Source organism: Candidatus Methylomirabilis sp., assembly GCF_028716865.1.
Taxonomy (GTDB): domain Bacteria; phylum Methylomirabilota; class Methylomirabilia; order Methylomirabilales; family Methylomirabilaceae; genus Methylomirabilis.
Genome location: NZ_JAQUOY010000006.1, coordinates 54,196 through 69,261 on the forward strand (window position 1 = coordinate 54,196; position 15,066 = coordinate 69,261).

15 protein-coding genes are annotated in these 15,066 nt (G+C 59.7%); 8 read left to right on the forward strand and 7 right to left on the reverse strand.

The window, feature by feature from the left end; all coding sequences use genetic code 11:
- Positions 1-177: 177 nt before the first annotated feature.
- The gene (locus PHV01_RS04150; protein ID WP_337289881.1) at positions 178-1,041 is read right to left on the reverse strand and encodes a DnaJ domain-containing protein; all 864 of its coding nucleotides are present in this window, start codon (positions 1,039-1,041) and stop codon (positions 178-180) included.
- Between the two features lie 5 nt (positions 1,042-1,046).
- Complete coding sequence (locus PHV01_RS04155) at positions 1,047-2,003, reverse strand: CbiX/SirB N-terminal domain-containing protein (protein WP_337289882.1); 957 nt, start codon at positions 2,001-2,003, stop codon at positions 1,047-1,049.
- A gap of 250 nt (positions 2,004-2,253) precedes the next feature.
- On the opposite strand from PHV01_RS04155, the gene pgeF reads away from it, so the two are divergent.
- Together pgeF and PHV01_RS04165 are read left to right on the forward strand one after the other, a co-directional pair.
- Complete coding sequence (gene pgeF / locus PHV01_RS04160) at positions 2,254-3,021, forward strand: peptidoglycan editing factor PgeF (RefSeq protein ID WP_337289883.1); 768 nt, start codon at positions 2,254-2,256, stop codon at positions 3,019-3,021.
- 6 nt (positions 3,022-3,027) lie between these two features.
- Positions 3,028-3,441 carry a secondary thiamine-phosphate synthase enzyme YjbQ gene (locus PHV01_RS04165; protein ID WP_337289884.1) on the forward strand — a complete coding sequence of 138 codons (414 nt, stop codon included), beginning with the start codon at positions 3,028-3,030 and terminating at the stop codon, positions 3,439-3,441.
- 227 nt (positions 3,442-3,668) lie between these two features.
- Here PHV01_RS04165 and PHV01_RS04170 read toward each other — a convergent pair whose 3' ends face one another.
- From PHV01_RS04170 to PHV01_RS04185, 4 genes are all read right to left on the reverse strand, one after another.
- Entirely contained in the window at positions 3,669-4,418 is a 750-nt protein-coding gene (locus PHV01_RS04170; protein ID WP_337289885.1) for a family 16 glycoside hydrolase, read from the reverse strand.
- Between the two features lie 264 nt (positions 4,419-4,682).
- On the reverse strand, positions 4,683-5,444 hold the full coding sequence (gene kdsB / locus PHV01_RS04175) for a 3-deoxy-manno-octulosonate cytidylyltransferase (RefSeq protein ID WP_337289886.1): 762 nt from the start codon (positions 5,442-5,444) through the stop codon (positions 4,683-4,685).
- A gap of 20 nt (positions 5,445-5,464) precedes the next feature.
- A complete protein-coding gene (locus tag PHV01_RS04180) occupies positions 5,465-5,773 on the reverse strand; it encodes an antibiotic biosynthesis monooxygenase (RefSeq protein ID WP_337289887.1) in 309 nt (102 codons plus the stop codon).
- A gap of 210 nt (positions 5,774-5,983) precedes the next feature.
- On the reverse strand, positions 5,984-7,039 hold the full coding sequence (locus tag PHV01_RS04185; protein WP_337289888.1) for an adenosine deaminase: 1,056 nt from the start codon (positions 7,037-7,039) through the stop codon (positions 5,984-5,986).
- A 217-nt stretch (positions 7,040-7,256) separates the two neighbouring features.
- Here PHV01_RS04185 and senA point away from each other — a divergent pair, with 217 nt between their 5' ends.
- The 5 genes from senA to PHV01_RS04210 all read left to right on the forward strand — a co-directional run bounded on the left by senA (position 7,257) and on the right by PHV01_RS04210 (position 12,084).
- Entirely contained in the window at positions 7,257-8,573 is a 1,317-nt protein-coding gene (gene senA, locus PHV01_RS04190; protein ID WP_337289889.1) for a selenoneine synthase SenA, read from the forward strand.
- Positions 8,573-9,772, forward strand: a complete 1,200-nt coding sequence (locus tag PHV01_RS04195; protein ID WP_337289923.1) for an acyl-CoA dehydrogenase family protein — start codon at positions 8,573-8,575, stop codon at positions 9,770-9,772. Before senA ends, PHV01_RS04195 begins: the two co-directional genes overlap by 1 nt.
- The gene (locus PHV01_RS04200) at positions 9,772-10,962 is read left to right on the forward strand and encodes a CoA transferase (RefSeq protein WP_337289890.1); all 1,191 of its coding nucleotides are present in this window, start codon (positions 9,772-9,774) and stop codon (positions 10,960-10,962) included. Before PHV01_RS04195 ends, PHV01_RS04200 begins: the two co-directional genes overlap by 1 nt.
- Before the next feature lie 183 nt (positions 10,963-11,145).
- Positions 11,146-11,361: a hypothetical protein gene (locus PHV01_RS04205; protein WP_337289891.1), complete on the forward strand. Its 216-nt coding sequence runs from the start codon at positions 11,146-11,148 to the stop codon at positions 11,359-11,361.
- Between the two features lie 216 nt (positions 11,362-11,577).
- Entirely contained in the window at positions 11,578-12,084 is a 507-nt protein-coding gene (locus PHV01_RS04210) for a universal stress protein (RefSeq protein ID WP_337289892.1), read from the forward strand.
- A 308-nt stretch (positions 12,085-12,392) separates the two neighbouring features.
- Here the strand turns inward: PHV01_RS04210 and PHV01_RS04215 are convergent, their stop codons facing one another.
- Positions 12,393-13,754 carry a heterodisulfide reductase-related iron-sulfur binding cluster gene (locus PHV01_RS04215; protein WP_337289893.1) on the reverse strand — a complete coding sequence of 454 codons (1,362 nt, stop codon included), beginning with the start codon at positions 13,752-13,754 and terminating at the stop codon, positions 12,393-12,395.
- Between the two features lie 310 nt (positions 13,755-14,064).
- On the opposite strand from PHV01_RS04215, the gene PHV01_RS04220 reads away from it, so the two are divergent.
- Positions 14,065-14,535, forward strand: coding sequence for a universal stress protein (locus PHV01_RS04220; protein WP_337289894.1), 471 nt, complete (start codon positions 14,065-14,067; stop codon positions 14,533-14,535).
- Positions 14,536-15,066 lie beyond the last annotated feature (531 nt).

Here is a 15,066-nt window from a genome sequence, read left to right on the forward strand (position 1 = left end):
CCCGGATCAAGTCCGGGGCAGGCTCTCGTGGGGGGAGGGGGGGGAGGGACACCTTTTGTGGTGTGGACTCCTCCCCCCTCCGAGGGGGAGGGGACCGGTGGGAGGAACTTTTGGGGCAACGACGTCCGTTGTGGCGACTGACGACGCTATGCACAGGAGGCCAAGACGATGCCTGCGCTATGTGACTGTCACCCGTAAGTAGAGGTCGCCATGTGCTCCATCCTGCATTTCACGCCCTTTGCCTTTTAGCCGTAGCCTCGTTCCGGATCGGATGCCTGGAGGGATGGCCACCATCAGCTCCTCGAGTTGGTCGTCCCGCATGAAGGTGACCCGCTTCCGCGCGCCGGATGCGGCCTCCTGAGCGGTAATGGTAAGCTGATACCGAAGATTTGGGCTATCCTCGGCAGAATCCTGATCTCCGGATATCAGCCGTTTCACCAGGTCAAAGCCGGCCTTAAGGCCGCGGCCGATTGCTGACCACCCGCTCTGTGATTGGCTCTCGCCCAGCGCCTCCTGGTCCCGAGTCTGATTGACCGCTGACCGGTCTCCTCGGCGATCAACCGCCATACGCGAGGTGCGCCGCCTGAGTACCCCGATCGGCGCGCCGATAAAGACACCGCCGAAGACGAATCCGCGACTGCCGAAGAAGACCTGGCGAACGAAGGCGTCATCGAAGCGGATACCGGCCCTGGCGAATTCACGATTCATCTCAGCAAAGATCGATGACATGGCAGGATTGGAGAAGAGGTCCCGGAAGATCTCTTCCTGGGAGTATCGAAATCCACCGCCGGGGCCGCCCATCCCGGCCTGGGTCGTGCGGAAGGCGTCGTATTGCCGCCGCTTGCCCTGATCCATCAGGACGGCATACGCCTCGCTGATCGCCTTGAACCGTTCCTCGGCCTTGGGGTCTCCGGGATTTTTGTCGGGGTGGTGTTGGAGCGCGAGTCGCCGGTACGCCCTTCGCAGCTCCTCCTCCGTAGCCTGTTCCGAGACGCCGAGAGTAGCGTAATAGTCTTTTCCATTATCGTGCATGCGGGCCATGCCTGTTACTCCGGCTTCGGGTACAGCGCGAGATAATCCTTGATGGCGTCGTGGGCGCTGCGGAACGCCAGGTCCTCCCACGGGATCCGGATCAGAGGGAAGATCTGCGCATCGAGCGCTTCGTCCTTCGCGGCAAGCTCGCCACCAACCACACGCGCCGCGTAGGCGACGATCACGACCCCTGAGTCCTCATAGGAGTAGACATTCAGGAGCCGATCGATCTCCACATCCAGGTTGACCTCTTCTCGAGTCTCGCGAATGGCCGCCGCCTCGACCCGCTCGCCCTTATCGACGAAGCCGCCAGGAAAGACCCATTTGCCGTACGCCGGGGAGATCGCTCGCCGGACCAGTACGATCCCACCGTCAAGCGTAAACAGGGTGCCTGCCGCCACCTTTGGGTCGGGATACTGGATGAATGAGCAGCTCTGACAGGCCGGCAGTTCCGGCCCGTCCGGTTTGATCCGCCTGGGCGTGAGCCCCATTCCGCATCGCGGGCAATATCGGAACGAGCCATCCGATCTGTGTAGATGGCCGTGAGGGTGTGTGCCTCCGCCGGTCACCTCGCGTTCCGATGGAGTTGCGCAGAGCGGACTGTCGCCTTCGGACTCAGCGATCCGCTCCAGGATCACCTCACCGATCTTCGGATGGACACCCAGCGGCTGGGTGATCCGGCAGGCGACCCCAGGGTGCCGACTGGCCGCCTGCTTGACCAGGGCGGGAATGCCGGTCGTAACGTGATGCCCTGGCCCAAGGAAGTAGGGGTGTACGATCACCTCCTCTGCCCCGTCGGCGACACAGGCATCAAACCCCTGCTGAATGGTCGGCTCCGCCAGCTCCATGTGAGCGTAGTGAACGATGTTCAGGCCGAAGCGCTCCCGCATCACCCCCGCGACCTCGCGGAGAAGCTCGTGTGATCCAGCGCGGCGACTGCCGTGATCGACAATGAGAAGGGCTTGCTTCATTTCATTAAATTATACTACGCAGAGTGCCAGGTGACAATCATGGCCGCAAAGCAGAGATGTTCCAACGCCAAAGTTTGACATGCCTCCGGTAAATTCCTTAGAATAACCCCTGTCCGGCAAACCCCCGTTCATGCTTCGACAAGCTCAGCACGAACGGGAAAAGGTGAATGCCCAATATCCATACCGTTCGCCCTGAGCCTGTCGAAGGGCATATGAGAGTTTACAGGACAGGCTCAATAGTGCTGATGAAATGAAGATTCTTCGTCTGGAAGTGCCGCAGTGGGAACAATTTGACGGCTTGGTCCATGGCTTTCTTGGCCGCGTCAGCGGCAAGGACCGGCCGTCCAACGCCGCCTTTCGCCTTTCATGCGATGATGGAGACGATCCTCAAGCTGTCAAACAGAACTGGTGCGAGCTTAAGCTGGCGCTTAGCTTGCCGCGAATTTCGATCATCACGGCCAGGCAGGTCCACGGCAACACGATCCTGCCGGTCTCCAGTGAGACCGGTAAACTGGCCGGGATCGGGGATGGACTGATGACCGATGCGCCCAACCTCTGTGTGGGGGTGATGTCGGCTGACTGTGTCCCGATCCTGCTCGTAGAGCCCACGCGAAAGATCGCTGCTGCGGTCCACGCCGGCTGGCGGGGGACGGCTGCGGGCATCGCCCCACGGGCGGTCGCGTCGATGGAAGAGGCCTATGGGATCGACCCCGCCGCGCTTCATGTGGCGATGGGACCGTCGATCGGCTCCTGCTGCTACGAGGTAGGACCGGAGGTCGCGGCGCAGATCGCGGCGAACTGGAGGGAGGAACTCAAGGGCGCCTGGAAGCCCGAGGGGGTCAAGGGTCGCCTTGATCTGAGGGCGCTCAACGAGGCCCAGCTTCTCGGCGCAGGCATTCCTCGATCGCAGATCAGCAAGATCGGTCCCTGTACGGCCTGCCACATTGGGGATTTCTACTCATATCGGAAAGAGGGGAAGAGCGGCCACCAGTTAAGCTTCATCGGCTGGCGAGGGTAGTCCGCAATGAGATTTCACACGGAGTACCTGACCTTCAATATCAAGACGCAGCGCGACTACGTCAACATCACCGGGGAGGTCGAAGCGGCGCTGAAAAAGAGTGCGATCCGGGAGGGGATGATTCTGGTCTCGGCGATGCACATCACCGCCTCTATCTATATCAACGATGCCGAGAATGGGTTGATCCAGGATATCGACGAGTGGCTCGAACGACTGGCCCCCTACCGGGAAGACTACCGGCACCATCAGACGGGTGAGACGAACGGTGACGCGCACCTGAAGAATCTTCTGCTGCACCACCAGGTCATCGTCCCAGTGACCGACGGCCGGTTGGATCTCGGCCCCTGGCAGCAGATCTACTACGCAGAGTTCGACGGGCAGCGCAAGAAGCGGGCAATCATCAAGGTGATGGGCGAATAGGAAAACCGAAGGTCAGCCCCATCCCTGTTCCCTTTCCTGCTGTCTACACAGACACGTCCCTGGCCGGTCGAGAATCTCTGCTCAGGCGCGCGGGACCGGGCTCCTGGCCATTTGGTAACTGAGCCGCCCCAGCAGGCTCACGGCGCAGAGCGTCAAGAAAGGTGTCCTGTTTAGATCCCTTGCAGTCGACGCCAAAAGACGCTGCTCCTCGAAGACATTGATGGATGTCACTTCGATAGAGCGGACCGGAACCCTCGGATCGTAAGGTCGTCGAAAGCGGTGACAGAATCAGCCTTCGTCCACAGGCCGACCTCACCTTCCTCCAAACGCGGATCTGTGCGTACCAAAGAACGCATATCTTCATAGTTGATGAGGAGCTGGTCGTCGAGCCATCCTTGAATCTGATCACCGACGGCTACTATCCTTATGGTGTGCCACCTCCGAAGGGCGAGAGGCTGCACATTCGCCGTGACGAGCATGTGCGGCTTGTTGCCATCGTAGTAGTACAGCCGGACGTTGTTCTCACGGGCGTGTGCGCGGACCACGTAGTACTTCCCTTCTGCAAAGCGAAAGACGATGCCGCCTGATGCGTCTTCGCTGCCGGACAGTGGCTTGAACTTCACCGAGATGTCGATAGCTGCTCTGTAAAAAGCGCCGGCGGGCGTGATGATGACGTTGAAGACATTGCGGTCAGCGCGCTGGATCAGCACCCGCTTGCCGCTGGGGGCGTCGGGCATCTCTTCAACTGCCCATTGACCATCGAAGACCCTCCACTTTCCCAGATCCTCCGTCTCGAAATTAAAACTGGTAACGGGTGTACCCTCGGGGACAGTGAGCTCGGCGGCATCCGCCATCCGTTCGCCGCCGGGGCGCACTTGTATTTGTATTAAGTCGGTCACCAACAACAGCCCGAACCCTCCGAGCCCACCCAGGATGAGCCCGCACACGTGCCGGCGTAATGACGTCATCGGATTCATGATTCACCTCCTTGCAACGTCTCCAGCCTGCGCCAGATCCTCACCCGGCTGCTGCCACACTCGGGTGGGAGTGTATAGATCAGCACCAGCTATTTGTATCTCGTTGCTTGCATCGTGGCGTCGAAAGAACAACGATACAATATCGGTTACCTTGACCCTATCCCTTCGTGTTAATGAGCGTCAAGGGGAAAACTCGGAAAGGAAGGCGCGTACCAGGTGGGGAGCAGGCACCGAGAAAGAGAAGTAACAAGATGTGGCGGCTATTCAGAAGCGCTCTGAGGGGTCGAGGTCCCGGAAATGCCGCTCGACGTGAGCGAGATCTTCTTCGGTGTCCACCCCTATGGTGTCGTATGGGGTCTCGATGACAGAGATCGGTATGCCATGCTCCAGGAAACGGAGTTGTTCAAGCTTCTCGGCCTGTTCCAGCCTCGACGGTGGAAGCTGATGAAAGCGATCGAGCGCCGATCGCGTATAGGCATAGAGACCGAGGTGCTTGAAGTAGCGAGTCTCAGGCACCTGGTCCCGGTTGTAGGGGATGGCACAGCGGGAGAAGTAGAGCGCCTTGCCGGTCATATCCGTGACCACCTTTACGCAGTTGGGATTGTGAGCCTCTTCAGCGCCGATGGGGGTCTTCAGCGTGGTGATGTGCATAGAGGCATCCTGCAACAGCGGCTGCACGAGGGCTTCCAGGTGCGCCGGCCTGATCATCGGCTCATCACCCTGGATATTGACGTAGATATCGGCCGGCAACACCTGCATCACTTCGTGGATTCTGTCGGTCCCGGACGCATGGCGACTCGAGGTCATCAGGACCTTCATCTGGTTCTCGACGCAGTACTCATACACCTCCTTTGCGTCGGTCGCCACCACCAGGTCATCCAGCAACCCGCATCGGCTCGCGCAGGCAAAGACATGGTGCAGCATCGGCCGGCCGCAGATCGGTCGCAGGACCTTGCCGGGCAGTCTCGTCGAAGCCAGCCGCGCCGGGATGACGCCGAGAATCGTCCTCTTTGCCTGATGCTGCATCGTGTTGCGGTTGCCGCCCGCTACGGTTTTTTCTCCGACATCTGGATGACCTCGTGCATCTCGAAGACGTTCCGGCCCGCGAACATCTCCTTGGGCGCCGGGTTGGCATGGGCCTGCTTGAACGACTCGCTCTGAGTCCAGGCCTCGAACGCCTCCTTGCTCTCCCAATAGGTCATGACAACGTAGTAATCGCCCATGAGAGGCCGAAGGATCTCGTTTCGAATAAATCCCGGCATCTGATCAACCGCGCCAAGACGCCGCTCGAATCGCTTCTCAAACTCCTGCTCGTATCCCTTCGCGATTGGTACCCTGTTGGCTACGACAATCATTGCGCCCTCCCTTTCACGATAATTCACCATCGTTGGAGCCTGTCCTGCAAACTACCTATTGTGGTTCGACAGGCTCACCACGAATGGGAAATCCTTAATCATTTCAATGCGCATACCGTTCGCCCTGAGCCTGTCGAAGGGTGAGCGGAGGTTGCACAACAGGATTATTGGGTCAAATTATCAGCATCATAACTTGCTGCGGATGGGTCGTCAACGCGCCCCTTCAAGAGGGGAATGCCGAACGGCTTCCCCCGTCATAAAGCGGTCGAGTTCAGCGATGAGGCATTGCTTCTCATCGGGTCGCAAGAAGCTCACCTCAAAAGCGTTCTTTGTAAGCGTATAGATATCATGCCTGGTAAGTCCGAGAGCCTTTTGTGAAGCCAGGAGATTCTCGGTAATATAGCCGCCGAAGTAGGCGGGATCGTCGGAATTGACGGTCACGCACAGCCCGAGATCGAGCAGCTTCTTGAGATTATGATCCTCCAGCGACTTGAAGACACAGAGTTTCACGTTTGAGAGGGGACAGACGGTGAGAGGAATTCTTTCCCGGACCAGTCGTTGGACCAGCGCCGGGTCCTCGATGCACCGAACGCCGTGGTCTATCCGCGACACATTGAGCAGGTTGAGCGCCTGCCAAATATAGTTCGGAGGCCCTTCCTCCCCTGCGTGGGCGACCGTCAGGTACCCTTCCGCTCGTGCCCGTTCAAACACCTTCACGAACTTTTCGGGGGGGTGATTCAGCTCTGACGAGTCTAATCCAACCGCCACAATCCAGTCTTTGAATCGGAGGGACGCCTCGAGCGTCTGCATCGCCGCATCCGCGCTCAGGTGGCGGAGAAAGCACATAATCAGCCTTGATGAGATTCCGAATCTCGGAACGGCCTCTTCGAGGGCGCGACGGATGCCGTTAATCACCGTGTCAAATGGGACGCCTCGATCGGTGTGGGCCTGAGGATCGAAGAAGATTTCTGCGTGTCGGACATGCTGCTGTGCGGCACGCTCAAGGTAGGCCCAGGTCAAATCAAAGAAATCCTGCTCATGAAGAAGCACCTGGACCCCTTCGTAATAGATATCCAGGAACGACTGGAGGTCGTGAAAGTGATATGCCTGACGAAGCTCCTCGACTGTGGCGTATCGAAGGGTCAGGCGATTGCGCCTGGCCAACGCGCAGAGCAGCTCGGGTTCCAATGTGCCCTCAATATGCACATGCAACTCTGCTTTTGGCAGATCGCGAATAAACTGGTCCAGGTTGTAGGGGGTATTCATCTTGTTTTCTCTTTGCTCAATGAGCGTTCCTGATCGAGAGCATACACCACCTATCTCCTGCGTCCAAATCCCCCCCTCGCTCCCCTTTACGAAAAGGGGGGTTGGGGGGATTTTTTGGGACTGAATGAACTCTTGCCCGTTTCTAAGCTGTGGACGTATAATTCGCCAAGTCCATCATGTTCCCAATGACCTCATGACGGAGCAGGGGGAGGTTTTGATGCCGACGATCGTTGCTGCTGCTGAGCTTGCGCGAATGGTCACCGATGCCCACGAGCGGACCATCGCGCTTGTACACGATCTGGCGGATACCCAACTGGTTGTTCCCCAAACGGAGATCGTCAATCCGTTCCTCTGGGAGTTGGGACATGCGGCCTTTTTTTATGATGTCTTTCTCCTGCGCACCCTCGGCTCCAGCACGTTCCTTCTGGAAGGGGCAGAGAGTTTCTACGACTCGTTCAAGGTAGACCACTGTGACCGCTGGGGTCTGCCCCTGCCTTCAAGGAAGAACACCCTTGAGTATAAGAACAGGGTGCTGGAGTCGGCCCTGAAGCATCTGGATTCCGGCCAGCCCGGCGCTGAAGCGACCTACCTGTATCTGCTCTCCGTATCGCATGAAGATATGCACGGGGAGGCGTTCACCTACATGAGGCAGACCCTGGAATACCCCGCTCCGGAACTCGGCATCACCGAGGATGGATCGAGCGCACGCGAGATTGGTGGCGGTCCCTGGCTCGGAGACGTCGAAATCCCGGGAGGGATGTTTCAGCTTGGCGCTACAGCCGATTCGCCCTTTGTGTTTGACAACGAGAAATGGGCGCATCCGGTACACATCGCCCCATTCAGGATCGCCAGGGCGCCTGTGACCAACAGCGAATTCGCTGAGTTCGTGAGCGATCGGGGCTACTTGCGGCGCGAGCCGTGGAGTCCTCAAGGGTGGGTCTGGCGCACCAAGACGGGCGCGCAACAGCCGGTCTATTGGCACCGTGGACAGAACGGCTGGCTGCGCAGGCATTTCGACCGGCTTGTTCCGCTTGAAGCGCATGCCCCCATCCTCCACGTGAACTGGTACGAGGCGGAGGCGTACTGCCGGTGGGCGGGCAGACGGCTTCCCACCGAAGCGGAGTGGGAGATGGCGGCCAGCGCGGAGCCCACCCCCGACGGAAAGAGCATCACAGGGCGCAAGCGGCGGTACCCCTGGGGAGATGAGCCGCCTACACCCGAACGCGCCAACCTGGATTCACGGTTGTTGGGGTGTGTCGATGTGGGAGCGTATGCGGCCGGAGATAGCGCCTTGGGCTGCCGCCAGATGATCGGCAATACCTGGGAGTGGACCGCGTCCCCCTTCTTTCCATTTCCCGGATTTATCGTCGATTCGCCGTATCGAGAATACTCGGCGCCTTGGTTCGGCTATCGCAAGGTCTTGAAAGGGGGAGCGTGGGCCACCCGATCTCGCCTGGTTCGCAATACGTTTCGTAACTTTTTCCTACCGGACCGACGTGACGTCTTTGCAGGGTTTCGCACCTGCGCCCTATGATGGACCTCAGCCTGACCCCGGACCACGAGGCCGTCCGCAACGCGACACGTGAATTCTGCCGCCGCGAGATCCTGCCGCATCTGCGCGACTGGGAACGAGCCGAGCAGATCCCGGCCGACATCGTGCCCAAGATGGCGGCCCAGGGCCTGCTGGGTCTGTGCATTCCTCGCCGCTATGGCGGTTTGGGCCTGGATTACGTGAGCCTCGGGATCGTCTGCGAAGAGCTGGAGCGCGCCGATACCGCGTTTCGAGTCCTGATCGCGGTGCATCTTGCTCTCAACTCGCTGACCTTGCTGCAATGGGGAAGTGAAGAGCAGAAACAGCGGTACCTCGTCCCGCAGGCCTGCGGCCAAAAGCTGGCGGCCTTTGCCCTGACCGAACCGGACGCTGGAAGCGATGTCGCGGGTATCCGCGCAACCGCCCGACGCGACGGTGAACGCTACATCCTCAACGGCGAGAAGACCTGGATCAGCCTGGCCGACGTCGCCGACCATTTTCTGATCTTTGCGTACACCGACCGTTCAGCCGGAGCGCGCGGCGTCTCGGCGTTCATCGTCGAGCGCGGCTTTGACGGCGTGAGCAGTTCCAGCATCCATCACAAGTTGGGCGGGCGTATCGGCAACACCGGCAGCATCGCGTTGCAGGACGCGCGCGTGCCCGCCGACAACCGCATCGGCGACGAAGGCGAAGGGCTCAAGATCGCCCTGAGCGCGCTGGACAACGGCCGCTACGCGGTCGCCGCCGGCGCGGTCGGTCTGATAGAGGCCTGTCTTGATGCCAGCCTCTCGTACGCCGAGCAGCGACAGAGCTTCGGACAACCTATCGGGAAGCACCAACTCGTTCAGCAAAAGATCGCCCGCATGGTTGCCGGACGCGATATTGGACGACTGTTGTACCATCAGGTCGGCTGGCTGAAGAATCAGGGGACGCGCTGTACGCGAGAGGTCAGCTTGGCCAAGTGGATCAACTGCGACAACGCCTTTCGAGCCGCCGACGACGCGGTCCAGATCCATGGAGCGTATGGTTATAGTGACGAGTTCCCGGTCGAACGCTACTTCCGCAACGCCCGCGGATCACTGATCTATGAGGGCACGCAGGAGATCCACCAGTTGATTCAGGCGGAGTATGCATTAAGCTACCGCACCGACAAGCCGCTCTCGCGGCCGCTCCCCCCGTATCCATTTGAGGCCGACGCCTGATGGCCGGCGCACTGGACGGTGTGCGGGTCCTGGACCTGTCGAGGCATCTGGCGGGACCCTACTGCGCGATGATGCTGGGCGACCTGGGCGCTGAGGTCATCAAGATCGAACGCCCGGGCGTCGGCGATGAGTCGCGCCACTGGGGGCCGCCGTTTTTTGGCGGGGAGTCGGCCTATTACCTGTGCTGCAATCGCAACAAGCAAAGCCTCACGCTCAACCTCAAACACGAACGCGGCCTCGCCCTTGCCCGTGAACTTGCGCGAGGCAGCGATGTGGTCATCGAGAACTTTCGTGTCGGCGTCCTGGACAAACTCGGTTTGGGCTACGGCGATCTGAAGGCCATCAACCCGCGCCTCGTGTACTGCTCTATCAGCGGTTTCGGGCATACCGGCCCCGACCGCGACTTAGGGAGCTACGACTTTTTGATCCAAGGTCGCAGCGGCCTGATGTCGATCACCGGCGAGCCGGACGGCCCGCCCATGAAGGTCGGGGTGGCCATTGCAGACGTGGCCGCCGGCCTGTTCGCGAGCAACGCTGTCCTCGCGGCGTTGTTGGCCCGGGAGCGAACAGGCGTTGGGCAGCATCTTGACATCGCGCTGTACGATTCGCAGGTCGCGGTGCTGGCAAACATTGCCAGCAACTACCTCTGTGCTGGCGAGATACCCGGGCGTTGGGGCAACGCGCACAAGAGCATCGTCCCGTACCAGACCTTTCAGGCGGCCGATGATTACTTGATCCTGGCCGTCGGCAACGATGCGCAGTGGCGGCAGTTCTGCGAAGCGGCAGGCATGACCGCATGGGCACAGGACCCGCGCTTTGCGGCCAATCCGGACCGAGTCGCACATCGAGACGTGTTAGTCCCGCTGCTCCAGGATTTGCTTCGCCGCAAGACGGTTGCCGAGTGGCTGCAACTGTGCGCCGAGGCCGATGTGCCGGCGGGACCGATTAACGCGATCGATAAGGTCTTCGCGGATCCGCAGGTGGATGCGCGAGGGATGCTCGTCCAGATGCCGCACCCAACGATAGGGACCGTGCGGCTGGCCGGCACGCCGCTCAACCTCTCCGCAACCCCAGCCGAGATGCGCCTACCGCCCCCCTTGCTTGGAGAGCACACCGACGCGATCCTCACCCGCCTACTCGGGCTGGATGGCCGTGCCATTGCAGAGTTACACCGGGATGGGGTTGTGTGAGGTCTCGTCTTTAATCCCCCTCAGGGATTTCCTGCCTACGATTCAGGGATTTACCCGATAGCTCCCGTCATGTGCTGCAGCCTATCCTACGACAGATCATCGGATGGCTGACCTGTCTGGCGTTGCTCAGCCATATCCCGATTTGGGTCTGTTTTCAGCCCTGCCTGATCCCAAGCCCAGGACTTGAAGCGACATATAGCTTCCGCCAACCAAGGCAGCGCTGAAGAGGCTCGATCCTTGGAAGAGGTCTACAGCGGCTTACCCCCCGTCAACTTCTCATGGGAGATTCTGGCGCGCGGCTCACGCGGCATGGGCGTCCTTCGAGTCAAGGGGATCTATTGGAACGATTGGGGCAACCCGGAGCAGGTTCGGCATGACATCGCCCGGTTCGGTTCCTAACAACCGTGACGAGATGTGATTGAGTGGACGCGGCCCTCTTTAGTCGCTTGTTAAAAGTAATCTTTGATGGTAATTTAGACTTCGGCTCGCAGAGATTGGATAGTGGAGGGCCCCTCATATCCAAGATCTAAGAGCTAAGATCGCATTGACTGACAATGCTGGCTGTGGACGAGAAGAGCGGAAAACCTAAACGCGTTTCCTTCCAGGGAGGGTCCAATGATTACGCTCAAGAAGATTCTTGTATCGACAGACTTTAGCGAGACCTCGAAAGGGGCGGTCATGTATGCTCGGGCGCTCGCCTCCGCATACCACGGCTCGGTGCATGCCTTGCACGTGTTGCCGGATCCCTCGATTCAGCCATGGGCGTTCTCGGTCGAGACCGAGGTCATGGGGCTGTCATTCGAAGAGCGGGCGAAGCGATGGGAGGAGAGGTCACGCGAGCAACTGAAGAACCTGTTCTCGGAAACGGAGCTGAAGGAACTCAATGTGCAACTGGTGACGGTGGTGGGCCACCCGGTCCAGCAGATTCTTCAGTACGCCAAAGACAACGCGATCGATCTCATCGTGATGGGCACGCATGGTCGAAGCACCCCTGGGCCCAACATCGGTCAGACGTTTCCCTGGGACTCACCGATGGGCAGTGTCGCCGAGCGCGTAGTTCGCCAAGCCCCATGTCCCGTTCTTACCGTTCGACAGTCAGAGCACGAGTTCGTTACACCCTAGATGTCTTCTGCAACGCGTAAGCACCCGGCGCCTGGCCTCTAGCCCGGCGCCGGGTAACGCGCGGCGCCGCGGCCATCCGTACAACCTGTCTTTTCGCCTTCTACGTACACATCGGATCAGCCCACGACTCTGACGAACCCACTCTCCCTCAATAGCATTTCTCTCAAGCCATCCACCCTCATTACGGTCATCGTATCGCTTTCCTTGGCGCACCATTGTGCCCATCTGTATCCTTCTCGCCGTTATCCTGTGGTTCGGGTTGACGTTCTACGCGGCTTCGCAGTGGCGACGCTCGGAGGCCACTGCGGCTAACCCCCAAAATCCCCCCCAACCCCCCTTTCAGAAAGGAGGGCGAAGGGGGAGTTGGACCGGTACGACCAGTCCAACAGCTCGACAGGGTGCATGACCCGGATCTGAAGCCCTCGCTCCCTGATGCCCTTCTCGATCTGGAGTGAGCAGCCGGGATTGCCGCTAACCACCACGTCGGCCCCTGTCTCCCTGATCCGCTCGATCTTTCGATCCAGTAACTGCAAGGCCACGTTGGGATGAAGGAGATTGTAGATCCCGGCGCTCCCACAGCAGAAGTCGGATTCTTTCAGCTCGACGAACCGGAGACCGGGGATCGCCTTCAGTAGTCGCCTCGGCTCCTGCCGGACCTTCTGGCCATGCGCCAGGTGACAGGCGTCGTGATAGGTGGCGGTCAGATTTAGCGGATGGAGCGTACCGCATAACGGGACCCCGGCCAGAAGCTCTGAGACATCCCGCACCTTCTTGCTGAAGGCTTCAGCTTTCCCGGCATAGGCCGGATCGGTCCGGAACAGCTCCCAATACTCCTTCATGACCGAACCGCACCCGGCCGCGTTGACTGCAATGAGATCCACGCCTGCCTGCTCAAAGACGTCGATGGTGTGCCTTGCCAGCAGTTTGCCTCGTTCCCGGTCGCCTTCGTGGACACAGAGCGAGCCGCAGCACCCTTGGTCCTTCGGCACAATCACCTCATACCCGTTCTCGCTCAAGACCCGGACCGTGGCGGCGTTGACCTGCGGAAAGAAAAACCGCTGCACACACCCTAAAAGGAGCCCAACCCGCCCATGCTGCTGACCTTGAGCTGGTGTGACCTCAGCGAGCGCGTACAGGCGAGGGTCTGCGAACTCCGGGAGAAGGGCCTCCATCGTGCCCAGGCGGCCGAAGAGGCTTAAGAGCCCTGAAGCCCGGATGAGCCGTTGCAGGCCAGACCGCTGATACACCCGCAGGAGGCTGGTGAGCGTCCGCAGGCGACCGAGGTCGGTAAAGGTGTACAGGAGGAGGTGGCGGAATCGCCGCTCGGTAGCGGGATACTGATAGCGCCGCCCGATCTGGCCTCTGGCCGTCTCCATCAGAGAGGCGAACTTCACACCTGAAGGGCAGGCCGTCTCGCAGGCCCGGCAGAGGAGGCAGAGGTCCATGTGTTTGACGAAGCTGTCAGAGGCGCCGATCTTCCCTTCTGAAGCGGTCCGAATGAGGTAGAGCCGTCCGCGCGGGCTATCCATCTCGTTACCGAGGACGAGGTAGGTGGGACAGGTAGGCAGGCAGAACCCGCAGTGGATGCAGTCGAGATAGAGTTCCGGGTCAGGCGGGTCGAACTGGTCGAAGGCGCCTGCGTCGATCGTGTCTGTGGGCTGGCTCACCATCCGTCACTAACGTTTCCCCGTTCACCCTCAGCGCGAGGTCGCCTCCCCCATAGCGAACAGCCCATCCCCCAGCGCCAGCTACAGCTCTCACGCACCGACAGCAAGCGCCTCCGAGAGCGAGACGAGGCGTATCCGCAGGGTACCGACTCACCTATTGACAAGAAACTCGAAGAGGATTATATCTCAGGTATTCCTTCATATGCTACGCATAAGAGGCACGCTATAGAGTTATCGGGGGCGATCTTCCTAATGTCAGTGATCAGTGAGTAGATGGCATCATGACCCGTTTGACACAAGGAGGTACCATACCATGATACCAAAGTATCAGAAAGTACTGGTAACAACAGATCTTTCACCCCTCGGAAACACCGCGGTCCCCCATGCCTATGCTGTCCTGGCAGGACGGGGCGGCACTGTCATCCTTTTGTGCGTGGTTGACGTGTCCGAGATGCCGGACCCGCTCTACGCCCAGCCCACGCCGGGGGAGACGCTCGCTGAGGAGCGGGCGGAGATCCGGGAAGATCTGTTCTCCTCGCTGGAAGCGCTTGTGCCTGAGGAGGTTCGCGCAGAGGGAAAGGTGAAAACGGAGGTGCGAGTGGTGGAGATCTCCGGATCAGTCCATGATGCGATCTGCGAGGAAGCTGCAACCAAGGAGGCGGACCTCATCGTGATGGCATCTCATGGCTATTCCGGAATGAAGCACCTGCTCCTGGGCTCAGTAGTAGAGCATGTGCTGCGGTCAGCCGATCGTCCCGTCCTCGTTGTTCGCGCTCGGGGATGAGGCCTCTCGCCGTTCGCCATGACAACTATCGGAGGGATCGAGGTGAACAGTGAATGTAAGGAAGCGTTAGGCGCACTACGCCAAGCAATCTGCATGGCGTGAGCATATCGTATTCCATGATGACTGCAAATCCAGCACGGCATTCCACGACAGAGAAGACGCGCTCCCTGAGCGCGTCTTCAAGCAACTCGTTAGCCGGAAAAGAGGAGACGAGCGCCCCAATCTAATAGTACCCTGGGTACTTACGAGGCGCGGGGCCAGACGGCTGAACCACTGCCGCTAGCTCAAGAGGTGCGGACTACGCAACAAAAGCTCCGACAGAGGCTTCGTAAAAACTAGGCGCACGAGCATCAGGACAAGGAGAAAACAACGACTCAGTGCCATCGAACGATGGCACTCTCGCCCTTGCGCTCGGCTACAGCACTCTTAGCCTATCGAGGGATTGGCTGGTTCGTGCGTGGCTTGAAAGTCTACTGCGAGCGGTAGGTTCTCACGAACTCGCCTGCCACATACTGAAACCGCATAGACCTC

Excerpts from the sequence above, each read along its gene's own strand:
- PHV01_RS04220 (WP_337289894.1), top strand. The coding sequence starts at position 14,065 with ATGATACCAAAGTATCAGAAAGTACTGGTAACAACAGATCTTTCACCC.
- PHV01_RS04150 (WP_337289881.1), bottom strand. The coding sequence starts at position 1,041 with ATGGCCCGCATGCACGATAATGGAAAAGACTATTACGCTACTCTCGGC.
- PHV01_RS04210 (WP_337289892.1), top strand. The coding sequence starts at position 11,578 with ATGATTACGCTCAAGAAGATTCTTGTATCGACAGACTTTAGCGAGACC.
- PHV01_RS04155 (WP_337289882.1), bottom strand. The coding sequence starts at position 2,003 with ATGAAGCAAGCCCTTCTCATTGTCGATCACGGCAGTCGCCGCGCTGGA.
- kdsB (WP_337289886.1), bottom strand. The coding sequence starts at position 5,444 with ATGCAGCATCAGGCAAAGAGGACGATTCTCGGCGTCATCCCGGCGCGG.
- pgeF (WP_337289883.1), top strand. The coding sequence starts at position 2,254 with ATGAAGATTCTTCGTCTGGAAGTGCCGCAGTGGGAACAATTTGACGGC.
- PHV01_RS04165 (WP_337289884.1), top strand. The coding sequence starts at position 3,028 with ATGAGATTTCACACGGAGTACCTGACCTTCAATATCAAGACGCAGCGC.
- PHV01_RS04170 (WP_337289885.1), bottom strand. The coding sequence starts at position 4,418 with ATGAATCCGATGACGTCATTACGCCGGCACGTGTGCGGGCTCATCCTG.
- PHV01_RS04200 (WP_337289890.1), top strand. The coding sequence starts at position 9,772 with ATGGCCGGCGCACTGGACGGTGTGCGGGTCCTGGACCTGTCGAGGCAT.
- PHV01_RS04185 (WP_337289888.1), bottom strand. The coding sequence starts at position 7,039 with ATGAATACCCCCTACAACCTGGACCAGTTTATTCGCGATCTGCCAAAA.
- PHV01_RS04215 (WP_337289893.1), bottom strand. The coding sequence starts at position 13,754 with ATGGTGAGCCAGCCCACAGACACGATCGACGCAGGCGCCTTCGACCAG.
- PHV01_RS04195 (WP_337289923.1), top strand. The coding sequence starts at position 8,573 with ATGGACCTCAGCCTGACCCCGGACCACGAGGCCGTCCGCAACGCGACA.
- senA (WP_337289889.1), top strand. The coding sequence starts at position 7,257 with ATGCCGACGATCGTTGCTGCTGCTGAGCTTGCGCGAATGGTCACCGAT.
- PHV01_RS04180 (WP_337289887.1), bottom strand. The coding sequence starts at position 5,773 with ATGATTGTCGTAGCCAACAGGGTACCAATCGCGAAGGGATACGAGCAG.